This is a genomic window from Streptomyces sp. ISL-43 (assembly GCF_018614195.1).
Classification (GTDB): Bacteria; Actinomycetota; Actinomycetes; order Streptomycetales; family Streptomycetaceae; genus Streptomyces.
Map to the genome: position 1 here is coordinate 118717 of NZ_JAGGOT010000010.1, position 19696 is coordinate 138412.

The following is a 19696-nucleotide window of genomic DNA, read 5'->3' on the forward strand; positions in this document are numbered from 1 at the left end:
GACAAAGAGAACCGACATGCGGTGGCGCCCTGGCATGAGGTCAGATCTGGTGGAGGTCGACCTCCACCGGGAAGGGGGCCGAGACCTTGACGACACCGGTGAACACGTCCCCATCCCGGTAAAGCCTGGTCGCGGGGTCGAGAACATAGGTGTATACGAGGGGGGCGCCGGTCACGGCGTGCTCCACCCGCCAGTAGAAGGCAATGCCGGACTTGGCGTACTGGTCCGTCTTCACGATCCGATCGGTCGTCTCCGATCCCGGTGAGACAACCTCCACGACCAGCAGTACGTGCTCGGGACGGGTGGGAGTGATGTCGATCGTGTCCGCGCGATACACAACGACATCCGGACGGCGGTTGGTGAGCGGGACGTCCTGAAGCCGGACGTCGAAGTCGGTATCGGCGTTCCAGTCCGGTCCCGCGGCGACCTCCAAGGCATTCGCCAAGATCCGAGCCAGTCGATTGTGGCGCTTGGACGCGCTGGGACTCACGACGACCATCCCGTCCACGATCTCGATTCCCGCACACTGCTCCTCGGACCAGGAGTCGTACTGCTCCGCCGTGATCTGCTCGTGCATCCACGCAGGGGCTGCGGTCTCGGCAGTCATGACGCACCTCCTGGACACCATGCGGGCGGGCCCGATCCCGCTGAGTTCAGCGTACTGTCCTTGCGCGTCCGGCACGCTGGGCTCGACACCTGTGGTGACCTTCAACTACCGGGGCCCGGCTTCGCCGGCACGCTGCCGGTACCACGCGCATCAGCCGAGGTCCGAGAGGAGTTCGGTCAGCAGTCGTTCCTCCATGACGGCCTGGCCCGACGCCCTCAGGGCGGAAGCGAGGGCGGGGTCCCAGGGGCTGGCGGCGGGCGGTCCGGTCAGCGGAGTCGTCTCGCCTCCCGCCAGGGCGCTGCGGTAGTCGGCGGTGCTCATGCGCCAGGGCCGGGCGCCGTGGCGCTCCACTGCGGCGGCGGTGATCCGCAGGCCGGTCCAGTCGAAGTCGGCGCGCCAGTGCAGGCGGGCGCCGGACCGGGCAGCGTCGGCGAGGAGCTTGTGGCAGGCGGCCGACGGGATGCCTTCGGTGCAGACCAGGGCGGCGGCGCGGTCTGCGAGTTCGGCGGCGGCCGCACGCAGCACGGCGGGGTTCTCGCAGACGTGGATCTCACGGGCGGCGGGGACGACGTCGGCAGCCGTCAGCTGGTGGAGGGTGAGGCGGAAGGGGATGCCGAAGCCGGTGGCGTCGCGCAGCCAGTCGCACACCACGTCTTCGCCGCGGGCACCGATGTTGAGGACGAGGACCTGACTGGCGAGGTCGTCGGCGACGGCTCCGGCGCTCTCCCACAGGGCGCGGCGGCCGGCCCGGTCGCGAGGAACGGCCCGGACCGGCTGCCCGTCGCCTGCCGCGGCGCGCTGGGCGAGGGCACGCAGGACGAGCTGTTCGAGCCGGCCGCCCGGCAGCAGTGCCTTGGTGTCGCCGGTGGCCCACTCGGCGAGGACCGGCAGCGGCAGGGGGCTCCGGCCCCCGTCGCCCCGTACCCCGGGGAGTTTCTCCAGGACGCGGACGGCGGCCTGGAGCAGGGCCGCGTCGCCGCGTCGCAGGAGACGGGTGAGGGTGCCGTCGGCGGCGATCTGTTCCAGCCAGGCCGGGTACCAGTCCAGGGCGGCGAGGGGTGAGGCGTGAGCGGCTTCGAGGGCCTGAGCGCGGGCGGACACCTCGTCGGCGCGCTCGGCCGGCCGGTCGCGCAGGGGTCCGTGCAGCCGGCCCAGGGTCTTGAGCAGGCCGGTTCCGTAGCGTCCGTGAAGGTAGGCGTCGAGGTCGGCGAGGGGGACGGTGAGGCGTTTCACGGTTTCGGGTCGATAGCGGCCGGTGACGCCGATGACGGTGCGGCGTTCGGCTTCGGTGGGGGCGGTGAGGCCGATGTCGCCGTGGAGGGTTCCGCCGGTGCGCTCCAGGCGGCGGCGGGCAGCGGCCAGGAGGCGCGGCCAGCCCTCGTCGTGGAGTTCGGTGTACGGCGGCGGGGACGGCTGGTCAGTCGACAAGTTGGGCCTCCTGTTCCCGCCGGTCCAGCCGTCGTACGGAGCGGGTGCCCGGTGAGCCGAGCAGGCTGCTCAGGGTGCCGGTGCCGTCGGCGTGCAGGCGTTCGCCGTCCCACAGGAGCAGCAGCGCGGAGACGGTGTGCTCGACGGCGGAGTGCGCGAGGTCGTAGTGGGCGGCGGCACGCACCGCGCCGTGCACGGCCCACAGGTCGTACCCGGTCATGAACAGGTCGAGGTCGAACTGGGCAGCCAGTGACATGAGTTCGCCGCGCCCCGTGTCGTCGACACCGGCGAACGCCTCGTCGAGGGCGAGCAGACGCGGGGCGTCGGGGTGCGCGGAGTTGAGCATGGCGTGGGCGGCGGCGAACAGCGGCAGGTGCAGGGAGACGGACTGCTCGCCGCCGGAGAGGCGGCTGTGCCGGGCCCGGGTGAGGCGTTCCTCGTCGCCGCCGGGGCGTACCAGCTGGAAGGCGAACTGGCGCCAGCGCCGGTAGTCCAGGACCTCGGCGAGCAGCTGCCGGTAGGGGGTCTCGCGCTGCCGGGCGCGGGCGTTCTTGATCTGCGCGGCGAAGTGCGTGCGCATGCGGGCCAGCTTCTCGGGGCCGAGGCGGGCGGCGTCGGCGTCCAGGAGGGCGCAGACGGCGCGCTGTTCGTCGTCGAGGCCGTCGGCGAGCAGCCAGCTGACACCGACCGTGGTGCCCGAGGACATGCGGCGCTCGCGCATGTCGGTGTTCATGCGCCGGATCAGGTCGCGGGCGTCGACGGTGCGGTCGTGGATCTGCTGGGCGAGGCGAGTGAGCAGGGCGTCCTCAAGAATGCGCTGCTCGGAGTCGGAGAGAAGTTCGGCCTGGTCACGGCGGTGGGAGGCGATCTTCTCGGCGAAGGAGGCGATGGGAAGCGGGCCCTGTTCGTCAGCGACGGTGACGGTGATGACGCCGCTGGAGCTGTCCCAGGCGGGCTGGTAGTCCTGCCCGGCGGCGGCGAGATGGGCGTGCAGGTCCTCCAGGGCCGTGGTGAGGCGGGTGACGGACTGCTTGACACTCGACTCGGTGGGCGCGAGTTCACGGGTGGCCGTCAGGATCGCCTCGTGGACGGTGACGGCGGCGGGCGGCAGACGCTCGCCCGTCCAGTCGGCCTCCTGAGCGGGCCAGGCCAGGCCGTGCGGGCAGCGCAGCAGGTCGAGGAGTTCGCGGGCCGCGTACGGGGCCAGGCCGCGGGCGGTGTCCTTCTCCTCGGTGACGGCGACCCGCAGCGCTTCGGCGGCGGCGGTGCGGCGGGCCTCGGCGGCGGCCAGACAGCCGATCGCCTCATCCTTGGCACCGCGGGCGGCGTCCGTCTCCCGCGCGGCGGCCTCCAGGCTGCTCTCGGTGTCCTCGACGCGGGCCATGACCTGCTGCGCCTCGGCGCCGACGGCCTCGCGCAGCGCCTGGAGCCCGGCGGCCTCCTCGGCGTGGCGGCGGCGGGCAGCGCGTTCCGCCTCGGCAGCGGCCTCCTCGTCCTCGGCCGCGGCCGTGAGCCGGTCCGCGGCGGCGGTGGCGGTCTCGGTCTGCCGGGTGTGCTCCCGACGCCGGGTGGCCAGTTCGCCCGCCTCCCGTTCGAAGGCGCGCGTGGCGGACTCGATGTCGTCAGCGTCCTGGGCGGTGACACCGTGCTCGGACTCGGCGCGGTGCAGGGCGCGTGCCGCGACCGCGCAGGCGGCCTGCGTCTCGTCGTAGACGGACTGGGCGGCATCGGCGGCCGTGCGGGTGGCGCGCAGGGCGGCGACAGCGCGGTCCAGGGCGCGCAGGTACGGGGCGAGGGCGGCGGTGCGGGGCAGAGCGGCGCGGGCGGTGTCGTACTCCTGAAGGCTCTGCTCACAGCCGGACCCGGCCCTCGCCACCTCCTCCAGTTGGACGGTCAGTTCGGAGATGAGGGCATCGCAGGCGGCGATGCGTGCGGCGCGGCGGCGCATCCGGGCGGTGGCGCCGACGTACTCGGCGTGCGGTTTGCAGTGGGAGCCGACGAGGATTCCGGCGGCGTAACGGCCGTCCGGGCAGACGGTGGTGGCCACGCCCACTGTGTCGGCGACGGAGACCGACCTGAGTACGGCGGTGATCCGCGCGGCCGGGATGGCCGTACCGGTCTCGGGTCGCAGCAGGTCGGCGAGGCTGGGGCCGTCGACGGGGGCGGTGGCGCGCAGGTATCCGTCGCCGTCACCGGTGGGGGGCTCCTCGGCGGTGACGAGCGCGTCGAGCAGGCCGGAGGCCTCCAGGGCCGCCTCCACGCCGGCGCGTTCCGTGTCGTCGAGGTCATCGGCGAAGTCGACCAGCCGCCACAGCGGGAGAGCGCCTTCCAGGCTGTCACGGTCGGCGGTGCGGCCGCGGGCGGCAGGCGGTGCGTCGTCGCGTTCGGCGGCGATCCGAGTCCGTTCGGCCTCGGTCTCGGCCTGCCGGTCCTCCAGCGCGCCGCGCTCGCCGCGCAGGGCGGCGAGCCGGTCGCGCAGGCCCTGCACGGCGGGGGCGGTGGCCTCGGTGAACAGGTCGGCGAGTACGGGGGCGCCGGCTTCCGGGCCGTCCGGTCCGGCGGCGGCGTCGAGGGCCCGCGCGAGCGGCTCGGACGCGCCTTCGGGCAGCAGCTGCCCGTACTGGTCCTGCCACCGTGCGAGTTCCTCCCGGGTCCGCGTGTGGGCGGCACCGAGCGCGTCCTGGGCCGCTCGCTCCTCCGTCTCGGCGGCCCGGGCCGCCTCCTGGGCGCGCTCTTGCCCGGCGCGGGCCGCGTCCCGGCCGCGCTCGGCGTCCCGCAGGTGTACAGCGGCGGCCCGTACCGCCCGTACGCCTTCGTGGCGGGCGGCGGAGCGGGCCGAGGCGCGGACGGCAAGAGCGGAGGGGACAGCGTCGGCAGGGGTCCAGGGGATGCCGGCGCGGTGCGCGTGATCGGCGAGGGCGGCGGCCGAGCCGCTGACGGCGGTGGCGAGTTCGGCGCCCAGCTGCCCGGCGCGTTCGGCCTCGGCGCGGGCCCGGCCGGTGGCGGCGGTGCGTCGTTCGCGCTCGGCGGTGGCCTGGCGGGCGGTCTGTTCGCAGGTACGCACCAGGCGTTCCAGATCAGCGAGTTGCTCGACGGCCTGGTAGGCAGTCGAGGAACGCAGCTGCTCCAGGCGGGCGCGCAGCGCGGCGAGCGCGGTCTCGGCCTCGCCGGCCCGTGCTCCGGCCGCCGCGCGCTGCTCGCGGGCTTCGTCGAACTCCGTTTCCGACGTCGCGAGGGCGCGTTCACGCTCGCCGCTCTCGGCCCGCCGGGCGCTGAGCCGGTCGGCGGCGACGCGGGCGTTGACCCGCAGGTACGTCGAGTACGCGGCGAGGAAGGACCGGGTGGCCTCGTCGGCGGCGACCAGGCCCTCCAGGGTGCGCTGCACGGACTCCATGTCGTCGAAGGAGCGGGCGGCCTCACCGATCAGGTCCTCGTCCAGCGGGCGCAGGCCTTCGGTGAGGGTGTCGGAGAGCTTGCCCGGGTCGAGGTTCTTGGCGAGCTGCGGGCGGCGCAGCGTGAGGATGAGGGTGAGCAGCTGTTCGTAGCGCTCCCGGCCGAGGCCGAACAGACGCTGGTCGACGGCGGTGCGGTAGTCCGTGGCGGAGGCGATCACCTCGGCGCTCAGCGGGGCGAGTTCGGCTGTCAGCTGCTTCTTCGTCAGCGGCCGGTCGTCGTCGGTGAGCAGGGAGAAGTCCTCGCCGATGCGGCCGTCGGCGACGAAGTGCCAGCGGGCCGGGGTGTCCCGGTGTTTCTGGGCGTGCAGGCCGACGCCGCAGGTGACGGCCTGCCCGGTGGTGCGGTGGGTGAATTCGATCCATACGTAGCCGAGCGCGCCTTCCTGCCCGCGAAAGAGCAGGTTGGACTTCATGGTGCGGTCCTCGGCCGCGAACGGGTTGAGCCGCTTGGGGTCGATCCGCCCGTCCAGAACGAACGGGAAGAGCACTTCGAGGGCCTTGGTCTTGCCGGACCCGTTGGGGCCGCGCAGCACCAGCCAGCCGCCGGCGAAGGAGAACTCCTCGTCGCGGTAGTCCCACAGGTTGATGATCCCGGCGCGGGTGGGCACGAACCGGGGCTGGAGGTCGGTCGGCGGGGTGCTCACTTGGCGGGGTCCTTCACGTCGTCTGCGGGGAACAGGGCGTCGGGGGCCCCTGCTTCGGGGCCCCCGGTGCTCCCGGGGCTTTGGGTGGTACGAATGCGCGGGCGCGCCTTCACCTCGGCCGTCACACCGCGGTAGCGGGCCAGCAGCGGCAGCGCGAGAACCCCGCCCGCGACCCGCACGACGAGCGACATGGCAGCCAGCAGGTCCAAGGCCTGGTCGAGGAGCCGGTCGGGGTCGCCGCGCAGGTCGGCTGCGAACCCGGCACCGTACCGCTCGGTGATCTCCTTGGTCCGGGCGCGCAGCCAGGAGGTGGTGACGAAGGGATAGCGGACCTCCGGGGCGGCCGGCGCCTCGTTCTCCCCCTCCGCCTCTTCCTCCGTGGCCTCCTGGTCTGCCGTGGCCTGTTCGAACACACCCTGCGCGGGGAGAGCAAGGTCGATCCGGCCGGCCCGGTCCGCGAGGCGCTCGGCGGCAGTCGGCGCGGGCAGCAGCTCGGCCGCGCGGCGCCCGGTGCGCGCCGCGGCCTCGCTGATCCGCGCGCCGAGCAGCAGCGCGGCCTGCGCGACGGTGCCGCCGCCGGGGAACCGCGTATCGGAGAGGCGGCCCGAGGTGTCCACCAGGGCGATGCCCTCCGCGCGCCGCTCGATGGTGAGGCCGGTGAGGCGGGTGAGGTCCTCGGCGAGCGCGGGGGCCCGCAGCTGGCCGGTCAGCTCCGGGTCGGCGTCGGCGTAGTAGGCGACCGGATGCTCCAGGACCAGGCGCCTCGCCCGCCGGGACGCGGAAAGCCGCTGGGCCCGGCGCCCCTCGGACAGACTCCGCGCACCCGCCGAGTCGAGGAGCGCGGTCACCGACGTGACGTGCTGGAGGACGCGGGTGGGCTGGTGGACGGCGGTGAGCACCTCCCGGTCGATGTCGTACAGAGCCTCGGCCCGCTCCGGATCGGAGGCCCAGGAGGCGGCGGAGCCGTCGGCCAGGCGCAGTGCGCCACGTTCGGTGAGCCAGCTGACGGCGTCGACGAAGGCGTCCCGGTCGTGCTTGCGGCCGGTGTCCAGGCCGAGCCCGTCGATTCTGGCGGCGTCCGCGGCGATGGCGTCGGCGAGTTCGCCGAGCGCGACCTGCGCGCCGTGCCGGCCCAGCGTGGCCAGGGTGAGGGCGAGGTAGGCGTAACGGCGCCGGTCGAAGGGGCGACCGGACCGGCTCAGCGCCGGCCGGGTGGGGTCCAACTGGTCCTGGGCGCGCTGGAGGCGGGCGGTGTCGGCGGTGGTGATCAGCCGGTAGCCGAGCACCTCCATCAGATCGGTGCGCAACTGCTCGGCCCAGCGCCGCACGGTCGCCAGCGCGCCGCCGTCCGGGTACACCGGCGTGATCAGCGGATGCCGCAGCACGAGACGTACGGCCTTCTGATAGTCGGCCAGTTCCAGAGCCGATACGTTCTCGGCGACGCGGGTGCTCATCCGGTGACCTCCAGGCACAGTCCGTCCAGGTGCAGATCGCCCCGCACGGTGCGCACCGTGGTGAACGCCTCGCCGGGCCCCGTCGGGACGAGGGTGAGCCGCACCCCGTGCGCCGAACCGGAGGCCATCGGCCCCGCGACACCCCGGGTGACCGGCACCCGCGCGGCCAGCGCCACGTCCATCAGGGACAGCAGTGCCCGGGTCTCGGCCTCGTCCAGGACCCTGCCGTACGCGCCGTCGCGGGCCAGCGCGAGCGCCGCCCCCCGGCGCTCGGCCTGCTCCTTGATCTGCGCGGCCCGCAGCCCGGCCCGCTCGGCGTCGTTGCGCTCGATCCGTCCCGGCCCCTTGAGGGCAGGGGTGCGGCCGGACTGCACCAGGGTGCGGGCCAGCTCCACCGGCTCGGCCTCCCACCACGAGGTACGCCCGGAAATCAGCTCGGGGTCCGGATAGGGAACGGCGATGTGCCGGGGCGCACCGAGCCCGAACACCGCCTGGAACAGGGCATGCGCGTCGTCGTCGCTGACACATGAGGTGAACCACTGGGCGAGGTGGCGCAGCTGGCTCTCCCGGCTGACTCCGCCGCGCCGCGCTTCGGTGACCCGCCGCAGCAGCGCGAGGACCGAGCGGATCGCGGTGACCGTGGCGTCCTGCAGCCGCTCGGCCTCGCTGTGCTCACGCTCCCCGAACCAGTGCACGATGCCGCCCCACCGCTGCCGCCAGTCGTCCAGACGGGCGGCCGGGGTACGGAAGAGCCGCTCGTCGGCCTCCGCGGCGTACTCGACCATCCGGTCCACGCCGCTTGCCGCGGCCTTCTCCACCGCCTCGGCGAGCAGCGGAGCGTAGCGCCCCAGTTCGGCGGTGAACTCCCGCATGTGCCCGAGCAGCGCGTCCTTGTGCGCGAGGAACACCTCGGGCCGGGTGTCGTTGGTCCGCGCCAGGTCGCCGAGCATCAGATAGAAGCGGGCAGCCCGCTGCGCCATCTCGTTCAGCACGGAGTCCAGGCGGCCCAGCTTCCGATAGACCTCCTCGGCGTCGCCCGCGGCGTTCGCCTCTGCAAGCGCGGCCAGGTCGGCGAGGATGTCGGGGAAGACGAGCCGGGAGAGCTGCGCGTCCTCCAGGGAGGCACCGAGCACGTCCTCCACTGCGCGGTAGGCCCGGTATCCGGCCTGGGTGAACTGGTACACGTAGTGCCGGTTGCGGTACTCCGCCAGGTTCGCCGCCCGCGTCCCGTCGTAACTGCGGTCCAGGACACGCCACTCGGCGAGCGCGTCCAGCAGCGGCTGCACGTCGCCCACGGCCGCCCCTGGATGGTCCGCGACCAGCCTGCCCACCAGGGCGGCCGCGTCGGAAGCATGCAGCAGCACCTGGTAGTTGGCCCGGCCCCTCTCGAAGGCACGCAGCAGCCACAGGTACTCGTGACGCTTCTCGGCAGCCGCGAAGTGGAAAAGCCGCAGCCGGTCGTCGAGGGTGAAGGCATCGATCCCGAAAGCATCCGCGTCTCCGCCCTCCGAGGGCGTGGGGCCCGGGGACACAGAGCCTGTCGGCGCAGCCGGGGGCGGGGTCAGGGAATCGTCACTCACGGGCGTCAGCGGCTTCCTCGTACGACGGGACAGGACCAGTTCTCACCTCAGTCTGCCGCCTGGCCACCAGAGTGGGAAACCCCGCCCAATGCATCCATCAGCGCAGGTAAACTGCGCGCCCGTGCAGATCCATCCCCGCGCCGCGGAACGGCTTGACCGCCTGGTGCGAGACAGCCTCCTGGAGCCGGCCGCCGCTCTTCGCGCCGTTGATCCCGACACAGTTCCCCGCATCCGGCCCTCAGGCGCGCTCACGCACGGGGTCCCGAACCCCGGCCACCGCATGCCCGCATGGGTAAGGGGCATGAAAAAGCCCCAGGTCACGGCGAGTGAGTCCTGGGGCTAATCCGAGCCGCCTTCGGGATTCGAACCCGAGACCTACGCATTACGAGGCCCCACAAGATCATCCCATCCACTGCCGGGCCGTGCCACCGAATCCTGATTCCCCAGGCCAGGGCGGTGCGGCCCGGCCCCGACATGCCGCCCAATCCACCCTGTGCCACCTCGTCCGCTCACGCACCGCTCACGCAAGCCAGGCCGCCCGCCCGGGGCGCCATGAGGGGCTCAAGCGCGCCGTGGGGTCAAATCTGACCAAGGTCGACCTCCACCAAGGAGGGAGCGGAGCCGCCTGGCCAGCTTCGACGCCGCCTCCATTTATGACGAGACCTGCGACCAAAACGATATCTCTCACGGCAAACAAATGCTATCGTTTCGTTGGCAAGGGCATCTGTGGAGGGACCATCAACATGGCCAGAACTGTCATCGACCTCGACGAAGACATGGTCACCGAGGCCATGCGCATCTTCGGCACCAAAACGAAGGCCAAAGCCGTCCGCCTCGCCATGGAGGACGCCGTCAAGAGGCACCTGCGGCAGGAGTTCTTCGACGCCATGGACGCCGGCGAACTCGACTTCAGCGAGATCGTCGAGAACACCGGCCCCCGCAACACCGACGGAACGCTCAAGCGCGACGGCGGCCGGGCCGCCTGATGCAGGACCGCTACCTGATCGACAAGTCCGCCCTCGCCCGCTGGACGAAACCCAGCGTCAGAGAGGTACTCAAGCCGCTCCACGAGCGGTACCTCCTCGCCGTCTGCCAACCCACCGAGTACGAGATGATCCACTCGGCCCGGGACAACGCGGAGGCGACACGCATCAGCACCTGGCTCCACGCCTTCGACTACCTGCACGGCGGCGACGACACCTTCACTCGCGCACTGGAAATCCAGCGCCACGCCCTCAACGCAGGTTTCCACCGCGCCCTGTCGCTCCCCGACCTTCTCATCGCCGCCACAGCGGAACTGAACCGGCGAACGGTCCTCCACTACGACGGAGACTTCGACATGATCGCCTCCCTCACCGGCCAGCCCACCGAATGGGTCGTCCCGCCCGGCAGCGCCGACCGATGAGAATGCCGATCCTCCCCAACCCCGACGAGTCGTCTGGTGTCCCCCATCGAGTGGTCGCGGGGGTGCAGCTGGCCTGCGGCAGCGCACTCGTCGCCCTGTAGAGCCTGGCTCTGCGCGGATCCCTGCAGGTCCTGGGCGGGGCCGACGGAGGCACCGCCTCGAATTGACCCTCGCCGTCTTCCTCCTGATTCCGATCGCAAACACCCCTCGACCCTCTCTTCCTGCTCGGGACAGCGACGGGGCCGCGTCGCCGGCATGCCGCTCCATAGCGCGATAAGGCCGCTGAGCCGGGAATCCGCAGTCATCCGTTCCGCGGCGGCATCAGCCATGCCAGGTCCGCCGCGGCCTGGCGGCGGACCGTCCGCTCACGGGTGAACAGGTCCTCTGTCTTCGTCAGCACCAGCGTGTACGGGCATCCCTGCCGCCTGGTCTGGTGAAACACCGGCAGCTCGGCCGAGTCGATCCCCGTGTGCACATGGCGTCGCCCCTCCTTCGCCAGCGGCCATTCCAGGACCCGCCGCGACCGGGAGCCGAGGAATGCACCGAGGGCACCGCACAGCTCGCAGCCGCACCCGGTCCAGGCCACGGACCAGTCGTCAGCAGCGCGCGGCGCCCGCTCGCACACCACGCGGAGCCGGTCCGCGCAGTCCCGCGCGATCACGTCGAGACCCGCTGCGCCCCACTCGGCCGCCGGCAACGCCTCCTCGGCGCTGCGCAGCATCGGCATCAGGCACTCGAGCACCGTGTCCCGGTACTCGCGCAGTGCTGCCGCGATCCCGTCCCGCTGCTCTGCGTCGGCCGCCGCCAGGACGCATCGCAGCGGCAGGGCCAGCTGCCGCAGCTGCGCACGGCGGATGTCGGCCGACCTGGTCGTGGTCCACAGCCGCAGGTCTCGGTCCACCGCAGCCCAGACCCCGTCGGCCAGCAGCCGCGCCACCGCTGGCGCGCGACGGGCACGCAGCGCGGTACACAGCTCCGGCAACCGCTCCGTCCACTGGTAATGCTGCGAGTCGAGGCGGTGGGCCGACGCGAACCAGACCTCGACGACCCGGCGCGTCCACGCGGTTCCGTACCGCTCGGCTGCCGCCGACAGTGCGCCCGCGCACTCCGGGCCGAGCGCGCTTGCTTGGAACGGCTCCAGCAGCATCGCCGCGGTCTCGGCCGCCTCCAGGCCCGCAGCCACCTGCAGCGCGCAGCCCAGCAACTCACGTTGCGGACGGGTGTGCTTCCAGAACGGGGCGAGGGACAGGGCCCGCTCACGCGCCCGGTGCAGGTCGCCCCGGGCGATGCCGACGCGCAGTTTCTCCAGTGCCCACCCCGATCCGGCCTCGCCGCGTGCCACGAAGGCCCGCTCACGCGGCCACACGACGACCGCGGCCCGCCGGTACCACCGGTCCAGCGTGTTGCCGTAGTTGCCCATGTAACCCTCGTACTGGGAGTCGTAGGGCGTCAGGTCCGCGCTCGCGGTACTCGCGCACACCTCGTAGTCGTCAACCCGCAAGGAGATCTGCTCGCCGCCGGTGCCGTCCGGACCGGTCCACCAGCCCAGGGTGATCTCGTCGTCGACCAGCTCTTGGAGAACGTAGTCCCCGTCCGCGCCCGCGTCACCGCCCTCACCGTCGTCGTCGTACCCGTAGTCGTCCCAGGGATCGTCCCCTTCGGGATAGGCATCCCAGGTCTCCTTCACCTCGGCCAGGGCGAGCACCGACTCGCACCCGGCCTGCTCGGCAGCGGCGCGCAGCAGCGCTGCACGTCCCGCGTCTGCGCCCTTGAGCCGTTCCCAGCTCAGACCCCGCTGGGTGTACTCGTGATCGAGCAGGTATACGAGCCGGTTCGGCGGATCGGACTCGCGGCTGCCGTAGCGCGGCGTGACGGGCGACCCGAAGTGCTGCTCCAGACTGTGTGCCAGCTCCGCCGGCGGTCCGGACAGCTCTGTCGAAGTCCCCGGCGCGGCCATCAGGTTGAAGGTGAGCGTCACCCGGTACCCGGATCGGACCGGAGTGACCTCGTGCCGGCAGTCGGCGTAGAAGGCGACAAGGGTCAGATCCGTCTTCGAGGCACGGTAGGCACACTCCTGCCCAGCGTGCTCGATGACCAGCTCTCCCCCCGTGTGCGCCGAAGGCAGGGACAGCACCAGCGTGCCCACCATGGCGTCGTCCTTCTCCGAATCCTGGTGCGGAAGGAAGAACTGTCCCTTCCCGTACACCAGCATCGCGTGCGGCTCAGCCCACAGCCGGGTCGCCGCCGGGAGACCGAGAGCGTCCCGGAAATGCTCCAGTGCGCCACTCAGCAGCGACGACCAGGAAGGATCGCCAAGGCTGAGCTGATCCGGCGAGATCTGCCAGGTGTCCCGCACGCTGGTGTCGTCCAGCGTCTCCTCGCCCTTTCCGAACAACGCCGGCCGTGACACCGAGATCAGCCGCTTCGCCTGGGGCGCCCGCAACGGAAGGCGCACCGGCCCGACCCCGGCCACCTCAAGGTTCAGGCTGGCCGCAGGCACTTCCAGCCGGGCGCTGAAAGCCCCCGCTGTCTTCGCCCCGCCGAGCAGCCCAGCCAGTCGTTCCCTCGGTGCAACCACCACGCCCCTGCCCTCCGCCCCTACGGACCTGCCGTCCACGGCCCGAATTCTACGAACCCGACGGCGCCACCGGACCACGACCGTGCACGGGCTCACCCGAACGTCGCGTACCACCCCCGAACCCCGTCGAGTAACGGCGCCTGGCGGTAGCATGCACGGCCGTGAGCCAGTACCAGTACTACGAGTTCCAAGCCATCGAGCGACCCTTGACCAAGGACGAGCTCGAGCATGTCCGGGCCCTGTCGAGCCGGGCCCGGATCAGCGCGACGCACTTCGTCAACGAGTACCACTACGGCGACTTTCGCGGCGACGAGCGCAAACTGATGGAACAGCTGTATGACGCCCACTTGTACTTCGCCGACTGGGGCTCGCGGCGCCTGATGCTGCGCCTGCCCACTGCACTGCTGCCCGCCCGTAGCGCCGAACCGTACTGCGCGGAAGACGCCTTGTCCTGCTGGACCAGGAAAGGGCACCTGCTGCTCGATTTCCCCTACTCGGCCGAGGACGGCGGCGAGTGGGACTTCGAGCGGTCCTACACCCTCGCCTCCTTCACCACCCTGCGTACCGAACTCGCCGCAGGCGACCTGCGCCCCCTCTATCTAGCCTGGCTCTCCGCGCTCACCCGGTGGGAGTTGGAGGAGGACGTCGACGAGGACGAGTACACCGCCACCATCGAGCCGCCCGTACCCGCCGGCCTTGCCCAACTCACCGGTGCGCAACAGACCTTGGCGGACTTCCTGCACATCGACCCGCACCTGCTCACCGCGGCTGCCCGCGCCAGCGGTGCCGCCCCTTCACAGACAGTCGACAAGGACGCACTCGCCGCCTGGATCCGCGCCCTGCCCGGGCGCGACAAGGACACCCTGCTGCTTAACGCCGCCCTGGGCAGCGCCCCACAGCCGGGCCCCGCGCTGCTGGCCCGCCACCGCGCCGCGTCCCACGGCACAGCCGAACCCTCCACCACCACCCGGCGCCGCTCAGCCGCGGAGCTCCTCGACGCCGCCCACGGGGTGCGCAACGAGCACACCCAGCAGCAGGAACAGGCCCGCGCCCAGGCCCGCCGGGCCCAACAGCAGGCCCGGGAGAGCCACCTGGACCACCTGGCCGAGAACGCCGAGCGATCCTGGCAGGACATCGCCGACCTGATCGGGCAGAAGCAGCCCGGCCCCTACAACGCCGCCGTCACCCTCCTGAAAGATCTCCGCGAGGTCCACGACCGGGCCGGCACCCCCGAGGAGTTCGCGCGGCGCCTGCACGACCTGCGCGAGCAGCACCGCGGCAAGCCCTCGCTGATGCGGCGCCTCACCGACGCCGGGCTGACAGCCCGCTGAGCCGCGCTCAGATGCGGCCGCTTGGGCCCTCGGCCAGGAGGCGGAGGGCGGCGAGGGCTGCCGGGCGGCCCGTGGCGGACAGGGAGATCGGAGCGCCGCTGGACCGCTCCGGCTCGAGGTAACCGAGTTCGCGGCCGATGTGCCAGAACCTCCACAGCAGCCGCTCGGTTTCATTCCCCTCCATCGCGGTGCCATCGCCATGGGTGAAACCCGCAGCGAGCACCGGATGTACAACATCGCGCAGGTCCTCGCGGAGCCGGGGCTCCGCCCACAAGGCGCACAGGGCGGACTCGGCTACCTGCCGCTCAGCTGCCGTGGTGCCCAGCCAGGCCAGCGCGGCCGTGTGCTCGCGCAGGCGAGGATCCGTCAGCTGAACACGGCCGGCAGCCGACAGCTTGAGCACACGATGACGCTTGGTCACCAGTCGGTGAGTGCGGGCGAGTTCATGCAGATCAGCCAGCTGGTAGAGGTCCGCCTCCGAGCGCGGTCCCTTGCCGATCGGGTACCAGTGCGGGTAGCGGGCAAACGCGGCAGCCACCAGTTCCCGCGGCAGGTAGCCGGCCTGCGTCAAGGTGACGCCGTCACCGATCTGCTCCAGCAGCCACCGCAGCGGCTCAGCCGTGTCCACGGGCGCCGCAGAAGACACCGCCAAGGCAGGCAGGACGGCGGCGAGCAGGACGCGACGCTCAGTCGGGGGCGCCGCGGCCCACAACTCGCGCCGTTCGCTGCGGACGGCCTCCAGCGGGGCACGGCCCCCGAACACGGGCTGCGCGGTGGTGAGCCAGTGCTGGACGAGACGTCGACGCGCGGCCGGGAACGTACGTGCGTCCGGGTCGAGGTCGCCCTCGTCCAGGGCCTGCTCCAGTCGGCGTTCGAGGTTGGCACGGGCCAACGCTTCCTGGATGCCCATGACCTCCCCCCAGCTCAGCTCGGCCACGTCCGGCGGGCTCGTGGGCGAGGCAGCCGCAGCCTTTCGGTAGGCTGCGAAGCCCGCCTCCTCGGAGCGCTGCCAGGCCGCCAGCACCTGAGCGGTGGTCGCGCTCGTGCACACCGCGACGGCCCGAACGCGACCGACCCCCGCCAGCAGGTCCGCCAGGACAGCGACGGCCCACTGCTGCTCAGATGTGTCCGCAGGCCACTTGCGAGGCAGCTCATACCAGCAGAATCGTTCGACCGCAGCCACCGAGAGCGCGACGAGCGGGTCGCCGTCCGGCACCAGCCAACGCAGCAGGCGCTGTGCCATCGCCTCGTCCGCCGCCAGCACCGTCACCTCCACCGCGCTCTGAATCTACTGGCCGATCCTCCCACGGACGGGGGTTCCCGTCCGTGGGCGACGCTACGGCGACCGGCATCAGGCCGCCGGCAAGGCCTTTGGGCGTCACCGAACACCTCCGCGCAGAGGGCTGCCCCTTGCACCACGACCGCTGGAAGCCGGGAACCGTCCGGTCACCTCCTTCTCCCACACCCTCGCCGACCTCGACCATCTCCTCGACGCAGTCCGCCGGCATACGCACTGACCGTGCATCCAGGGGCGGGGTGGCGCTTCCCAACGCGACACTGGAGGCACGGAACGTCGAAGCCGTCTCCGCCGACGACTTCGTTCTGGCCCAGATCGATCTCGATCGACAGCGGGTCTTCGCCGCCGTCCAACAGATCGCCGACTCCTGGCGAAAGCCACCCGGCACCACGGGCGATGCGCTTGACCGACTGGAGCGAGACGGCCTCCTGGAGTCGGCCGCCGCTCTCCACGGCGGCCGGTAGTCCCGACACAATTCCCGCATCCAGCGCTCACGCACGGGGTCCCGTACCCCAGCTGCGGTGTGCGCCGACAGGCTCCGGAAATAGCAAAACCCCCAGGTCACGGCGAGTGAGTCCTGGGGGTTCTACAGAGCCGCCTTCGGGATTCGAACCCGAGACCTACGCATTACGAGTGCGTTGCTCTGGCCAGCTGAGCTAAGGCGGCACCGCTGGGATGACAAGAATTTCCCTGGTGGGAGGCTCTCATCAGCAGCGGCGCCAAGTCTACAGGGTTAAACGGGGTGCCCCGAACCGGGTCCCGCGGCAGGTCCGGAGGGCCGTTCCGGGGCCCGTTCCGGGCCGGTGTCAGCACTTCTTGCCGTCCGCCGGAGCGGTGCCCTCCAGGAGGTAGCGGTTGATCGCCGAGTCGATGCAGTCGCTGCCCCGGCCGTACGCCGTGTGGCCGTCCCCGTCGTACGTCAGCAGCACGCCCGACTCGAGCTGGCCGGCCAGAGCCTGGGCCCACTTGTACGGGGTGGCCGGGTCGCGGGTGGTGCCGACCACCACGATCGGCGGGGCGCCCTTCGCGTTCAGCGCGCGGGCCTCGCCGGTGGACTTGGCCGGCCAGTACGTGCAGTTCAGCGAGGCCCAGGCGAGGCCCGCGCCGAAGACCGGGGAGGCCTTCTCGAAGGACGGCAGCGCCTTGTCGACCGCCGCGGGGCCGTCGAAGGCCGGGGGCTGGTCCAGGCAGTTGACGGCGGCGTTCGCGGACATGAGGTTGGCGTACTTGCCGTCCGCCTCACGCTCGTAATAGCTGTCGGCGAGCGCGAGCAGGCCGTTGCCGTCGTCCTCCTTGATCGCGGCCGTGAGCGCCTCGCGCAGCTGCGGCCAGGCGTTCTCGTCGTACAGCGCGGCGATCACACCGGTCGTGGCCAACGACTCGCCGACACCGTTGCGGGCCCGGTCCGTGGTGGGTACGGGCACGGCGTCGACTTTGCGGAAGAACTCCTTCAGGCGCGCCGCCACCTGGTCCGGGCTGCCCTGGCCGAGCGGGCAGTCGGGCTGCTTGGCGCAGTCCTGAGCGAAGGCGCGGAAGGCGGTCTCGAAGCCCTCGGTCTGGTCCCGGTTCAGTTCGAGCGCGGGCCTGGAGGGGTCCATCGCCCCGTCCAGGACCAGCCGGCCGGTCCGGCCTGGGAAGAGGTCGGCGTACGTCGCCCCGAGGAAGGTGCCGTACGAGGCTCCGACGTACGTCAGCTTCTCGTCGCCCAGCGCCGCACGGAGCACGTCCATGTCGCGGGCGGCGTCGACGGTGGACACGTGGGGCAGGATCCGCTGCGAGCGCGCCTGGCAGGCGGCCGCGAACTCCTTGAAGGCCGACACCAGCAGGGCCTGCTCCGCCGGGGTGTCCGGCGTCTGGTCCACCTGCGTGTACCGGTCCATGGCCGGGCCGGTCAGGCATTCCACGGGGCTGCTGCGGTCCACGCCGCGCGGGTCGAAGGAGACCATGTCGTAGGCGGCGCGCACCTTCGCCGGGTACCCGATGCCGGCGTACGCCTGGAGGTACCCGATGCCGGAGCCGCCCGGGCCGCCCGGGTTGACCACCAGCGAGCCGAGCCGCTCGCCGGGTCCGGTGGCCTTGCGGCGGGCCACCGCGATGTCGATGTCACCGGACTCGGGGTGCTCGTAGTCCAGCGGGGCCTTCATGGTGGTGCAGTCGAAGCCGGGGACACCGCAGTCGCGCCAGCTCAGCTTCTGGTCGTAGTACGGGCGCAGCGCGGCCGGGACGGCGCCCGGCTCGGCCGACGGCGCGGCGGAACCCCCGCCGGAGGAGGCGGCGGCGCTCGGTCCCCCCGGACCTCCCGACGTGCACCCTGAGAGCAGCAGCCCCGCGGCGGCGATCACGGTCCCGGTGGTGCGCAGCAGGCGACTGGTGTCCATCCTTGGAGCCTACGGCCTGCGGGCCTGCCCGGGGCCGCGGCCCTCACGCCCGGCGGCGGGCGGCCGCACGGGGCCGGGCCGCCGCCCCGCACGGACCGGCCCCGTCCGGCAGGCGCCGCCCGGATCGCTCGAACGGGTGAAGCGGTCAACGGGGGTTGAAGCACCGGACACCTGCGAGCGGGGTGCCCTCGGGCCGGACACCCGTGAGCGACGCAGCGGCACCCTCGGGCAGGGCACCCGTGCGCGGCTCCCCGGACGGTTCAGCCCGCGCGCAGGGACATCGTCATCGCCTCGACCGCGAGCAGCGGGGCCACATTGCGGTCCAGTGCCTGCCGGCACGCGATGATCGCCTCGATACGCCGCAACGTGCGCTCGGGGCCCGAGGCCCGGGCGATCCGGTCCAGGTCCTGGCGTATCTCCTCGTTCGCGATGGCCAGCGAGGAGCCGAGCTGCAGGGCCAGCACGTCCCGGTAGAACCCGGTGAGATCGGTCAGCGCCAGGTCGAGGCTGTCGCGCTGCGTGCGCGTGCGCCGGCGCTTCTGCCGGTCCTCCAGCTCCTTCATCACGCCCGCCGTACCGCGCGGCATCCGCCCGCCCGTGCCGGCTCCGGCTCCGAGCGCGGCCCTCAGCTCCTCGGTCTCCTTGGTGTCCACCTCTTCCGCGACCTGCTTGGCGTCCTCGGCGGCGGCGTCCACCAGCTCCTGCGCGGCCTTGAGGCAGCCGCCCACGTCGTCCACGCGCATCGGCAGCTTCAGCACGGTGGTCCGGCGGGAGCGGGCCGCCTCGTCGGTGGCGAGCCGGCGGGCCCGGCCGATGTGCCCCTGGGTCGCGCGGGCCGCGGCCTGCGCCACGGCCGGGTCGATGCCGTCGCGCCGGACCAGGACCTCCGCGACGGCGGACACCGGCGGGGTGCGCAGCGTCAGGTGGCGGCAGCGGGAGCGGATGGTGGGCAGCACGTCCTCCAGCGAGGGCGCGCACAGCAGCCACACGGTCCGCGGGGCGGGCTCCTCCACGGCCTTGAGCAGCACGTTGCCCGCGCCCTCCGTCAGCCGGTCGGCGTCCTCCAGGACGATGACCTGCCAGCGTCCGACGGCCGGGGAGAGCTGCGCCCGGCGGACCAGTTCGCGGGTCTCCTTCACACCGATGGACAGCAGGTCGGTGCGGACGATCTCCACATCGGAGTGCGTGCCGATCACGGTGGTGTGGCAGCCGTCGCAGAACCCGCAGCCCGGCTCACCGCCGAGGGCCCGGTCCGGACTGGTGCACTGGAGCGCGGCCGCGAAGGCGCGCGCGGCGGTGGACCGGCCGGAGCCGGGCGGGCCGGTGAACAGCCAGGCGTGCGTCATCTTGGAGGCGGCCGGCGGCTCCGTCCGCGCCTCGATGGCGGTGACCAGGGCGGCGGCGTCGCGGGCGGCGGCGGCCAGCTGCGTCTGGACCCGCTCCTGTCCCACCAGGTCGTCCCATACGGGCATCCCGCCCACCGCCTTTCCCTCGCGTACCGTCCATGCCTGCTCACCCAGTGTGGCGGCTCCCACTGAC

At 72.3% G+C, this 19696-nt stretch carries 13 protein-coding genes and 1 tRNA gene; 4 read left to right on the top strand and 10 right to left on the bottom strand.

Features of this window, described 5'->3' with window-relative positions:
• Positions 1-40: 40 nt before the first annotated feature.
• From J7F03_RS06390 to J7F03_RS06410, 5 genes are all read right to left on the bottom strand, one after another.
• Positions 41-607, bottom strand: coding sequence for a Uma2 family endonuclease (locus J7F03_RS06390; protein WP_214947665.1), 567 nt, complete (start codon positions 605-607; stop codon positions 41-43).
• 150 nt (positions 608-757) lie between these two features.
• Complete coding sequence (locus tag J7F03_RS06395) at positions 758-2035, bottom strand: TIGR02679 family protein (protein WP_214947666.1); 1278 nt, start codon at positions 2033-2035, stop codon at positions 758-760.
• Positions 2025-6134 carry a TIGR02680 family protein gene (locus J7F03_RS06400; protein WP_214947667.1) on the bottom strand — a complete coding sequence of 1370 codons (4110 nt, stop codon included), beginning with the start codon at positions 6132-6134 and terminating at the stop codon, positions 2025-2027. Before J7F03_RS06400 ends, J7F03_RS06395 begins: the two co-directional genes overlap by 11 nt.
• Positions 6131-7588, bottom strand: a complete 1458-nt coding sequence (locus J7F03_RS06405) for a TIGR02678 family protein (protein ID WP_214947668.1) — start codon at positions 7586-7588, stop codon at positions 6131-6133. The genes J7F03_RS06400 and J7F03_RS06405 overlap by 4 nt, the downstream gene beginning before the upstream one ends.
• Positions 7585-9168 carry a TIGR02677 family protein gene (locus tag J7F03_RS06410; RefSeq protein WP_308379165.1) on the bottom strand — a complete coding sequence of 528 codons (1584 nt, stop codon included), beginning with the start codon at positions 9166-9168 and terminating at the stop codon, positions 7585-7587. Before J7F03_RS06410 ends, J7F03_RS06405 begins: the two co-directional genes overlap by 4 nt.
• Before the next feature lie 743 nt (positions 9169-9911).
• On the opposite strand from J7F03_RS06410, the gene J7F03_RS06415 reads away from it, so the two are divergent.
• Positions 9912-10154: a type II toxin-antitoxin system VapB family antitoxin gene (locus J7F03_RS06415; protein WP_214947669.1), complete on the top strand. Its 243-nt coding sequence runs from the start codon at positions 9912-9914 to the stop codon at positions 10152-10154.
• Positions 10154-10573 carry a PIN domain nuclease gene (locus J7F03_RS06420; protein ID WP_214930450.1) on the top strand — a complete coding sequence of 140 codons (420 nt, stop codon included), beginning with the start codon at positions 10154-10156 and terminating at the stop codon, positions 10571-10573. The genes J7F03_RS06415 and J7F03_RS06420 overlap by 1 nt, the downstream gene beginning before the upstream one ends.
• 301 nt (positions 10574-10874) lie before the next feature.
• Here J7F03_RS06420 and J7F03_RS06425 read toward each other — a convergent pair whose 3' ends face one another.
• On the bottom strand, positions 10875-13190 hold the full coding sequence (locus tag J7F03_RS06425) for a 2OG-Fe(II) oxygenase (RefSeq protein ID WP_308379167.1): 2316 nt from the start codon (positions 13188-13190) through the stop codon (positions 10875-10877).
• A 122-nt stretch (positions 13191-13312) separates the two neighbouring features.
• Between J7F03_RS06425 and J7F03_RS06430 the strand changes: the two genes are divergently transcribed.
• Positions 13313-14482: a hypothetical protein gene (locus tag J7F03_RS06430; protein WP_214947670.1), complete on the top strand. Its 1170-nt coding sequence runs from the start codon at positions 13313-13315 to the stop codon at positions 14480-14482.
• A 7-nt stretch (positions 14483-14489) separates the two neighbouring features.
• Here J7F03_RS06430 and J7F03_RS06435 read toward each other — a convergent pair whose 3' ends face one another.
• Positions 14490-15758 (bottom strand): hypothetical protein, encoded by a 1269-nt coding sequence (locus J7F03_RS06435; protein ID WP_214947671.1) that lies wholly within the window; start codon positions 15756-15758, stop codon positions 14490-14492.
• Positions 15759-15808: 50 nt separating this feature from the next.
• Between J7F03_RS06435 and J7F03_RS06440 the strand changes: the two genes are divergently transcribed.
• Positions 15809-16243, top strand: coding sequence for a hypothetical protein (locus tag J7F03_RS06440; RefSeq protein WP_214947672.1), 435 nt, complete (start codon positions 15809-15811; stop codon positions 16241-16243).
• A 128-nt stretch (positions 16244-16371) separates the two neighbouring features.
• Here J7F03_RS06440 and J7F03_RS06445 read toward each other — a convergent pair.
• The 3 genes from J7F03_RS06445 to J7F03_RS06455 all read right to left on the bottom strand — a co-directional run bounded on the left by J7F03_RS06445 (position 16372) and on the right by J7F03_RS06455 (position 19629).
• Positions 16372-16445 (bottom strand) — tRNA-Thr (locus J7F03_RS06445).
• A gap of 140 nt (positions 16446-16585) precedes the next feature.
• On the bottom strand, positions 16586-18157 hold the full coding sequence (locus J7F03_RS06450; RefSeq protein WP_214947673.1) for an alpha/beta hydrolase: 1572 nt from the start codon (positions 18155-18157) through the stop codon (positions 16586-16588).
• A gap of 260 nt (positions 18158-18417) precedes the next feature.
• Complete coding sequence (locus tag J7F03_RS06455) at positions 18418-19629, bottom strand: DNA polymerase III subunit delta' (RefSeq protein ID WP_214947729.1); 1212 nt, start codon at positions 19627-19629, stop codon at positions 18418-18420.
• Positions 19630-19696 lie beyond the last annotated feature (67 nt).